General features: G+C 42.3%; 1 protein-coding gene. It reads right to left on the bottom strand.

The genetic code is table 11. From position 1 onward, the window contains the following. Positions 1-1,806: hypothetical protein (locus tag H6550_00065; protein ID MCB9044506.1), on the bottom strand; the 1,806-nt coding region annotated here is incomplete at its 3' end. Positions 1,807-2,168: the final 362 nt, after the last annotated feature.

Below are 2,168 nucleotides of genomic sequence, written 5' to 3'. Positions count from 1 at the left end.
ACTGGATACTAAACCACCTTCATAGGTTTTACCACCGCCACCGCCATAAGCTGTAATTATTGTAGAACTGAGACTATTTGTAAGAGTTGAGTTTCCACCATTTTGACCACCTCCTGTTACTGAATTATATATATATCCAGCCTCATAATTTCCACCTAAGCCACCATCTCCAACTGTAATATTTTGCTGACCGTAAACAAGAAGCGATGTTGTGTACACCACACCACCACCACCACCACCACCACCATGACGATCGCCGCCGCCGCCGCCGCCGCCTACCAATAAGGCATCTACGACAACAGGCGCAGAAACAGTAAGTGTGCCTGAACCATTTGTAAACGAAAACACATCATAATTTGCAATAGAAGTTTTTGTAACAGTACCTGTAGTAGTAATCGCCGGAACAGGATTGGATAATGACACTGTGCCACCTGGACATAAAGTAGTAGTTGCAGGTGAAATTGATGATAATGGATCAAAAGAAGTAAAACGCAAATAATGATTGGAACCTCCAATACCTTCTGCATGCCTTATCTCTACTATGTCATTAGCACCTAAAACACCAGCCCAAACATTTTGGTGATTGTCACAACAATCTCCTAAATGCGCCCATACTTTTGTATTATTTATATACAACTCAACGTCATCATCATGTCCGTCTGTACCGCCAGCAGCACCAATGCTTAAATAGTAATAAGAACAAGGAAAACCTTTGCGTATAGAACTTACAGTATGATAATCTATCCCCACACATGTACCAGCATATCCTGTTGCATCAGAAGGTGATCCACTTGCCGTCCACGAGCTCTCGGTATTTACATCCAAGCCAGTAGTTTTATAAAAACCTGCATAGTTAATTCCGGTTAAATTTATTAAACCACCGCTTACATTCGTTTTATTGTAGGCATAATTGTACCATTCACCAGTAGTAGGCGTAGCTTGTGCTGTACCCGAAGATGAAGTAGTACCCGTTGTATAGGTAAATACAATACCTCCATTAGCACCATTTCCGCCATTTTGAGTAGTTCCACAAAGATGACAATCATCCGCATTGCCTCCGCCTCCACCTCCAAGCGTTGCACCTGAAGGACCGTTGGCAGCTCCATGAGTCGTCCCCCCATTACCACCTGCTCCTGCCAAACCTCCTCCAGCACTACCACCGGCACCTCCATTATTACCACCGGTACCACCATTTGCTGTAGGACCTGCACCTCCCCCTCCGGCACCTCCATTATCTGGTCCTGCCTGACCACCATTACCACCATTACGGGTAGTGGTTCCTACATTAGCACTACCTCCGCCACCTACAGAACCACAACAACAGGACCAAGTTGTGCAACAGCCACCAGCACCACCACCACCAGCACCTTTTACAAGAGGACTTGAACCATCAGAATTAGGCCCAAACCATGTATCCCCCCCTGCACTACCAGCACCGCCATCGTTACCACCACCACCGGCGGCTCCATATCTGAAATAATATGTTTTTCCAGGTGTAACACTTACCGTTGCTGCGCCATAACCGCCGCCGCCACCGCCAGGCCCTGCATCAAAATAGCATCCACCGCCACCACCGCCGCCAGCACCATAACACTCTATTGTTATAGAACAGACACCCGCAGGAATAACTACAGAATACACAGTACCCGCTGTTCCACTATGTTGAGATCCTGAAACTGGTAAAGTAGTTGAAGTTTGTGCATTCGCCTGCATAAAACAAACGAGCAACAAAAGTGTCACAACCCATTTCGGATTGGTAAGTTTTCTCGTCGGATATGTACCCAACGGATCATAGTGTAATTGCATACACGCATTGCGTGTGCTGTTCTGTGGTAGCCAGTAACTAATAAATTTGACTGTAGTCTTTTTAAATGAATCTACATTCCATAAACAATGAAATGTAGAGAAAAGTATTACAAATAAATCAGAAATACATTTTACAGTATTTTTAAGATACATCAGAACTTTCCGAATTGGCTGCGCAAAAAATTCTCTCAGAGAGTGTTTTTGTAAATTTTTTTTCATAAGATAAATTTATTTTTTTTATTAGTTGTGTCATAGAATTTAATAAATACCATTGAATGGTAAATTAAAGTTAAATAAAAGAAATTAAATAAACAAGTATTTTGCAAAAAAAAGTTATTTTTTTATTTTTTTATTTATTTGTA

Source organism: Chitinophagales bacterium, assembly GCA_020636495.1.
In the GTDB taxonomy this organism is placed as follows: domain Bacteria; phylum Bacteroidota; class Bacteroidia; order Chitinophagales; family Chitinophagaceae; genus UBA5543.
Note: the sequence above shows the minus strand (reverse complement) of the source record. Positions and strands in the feature narration are given on the sequence as shown.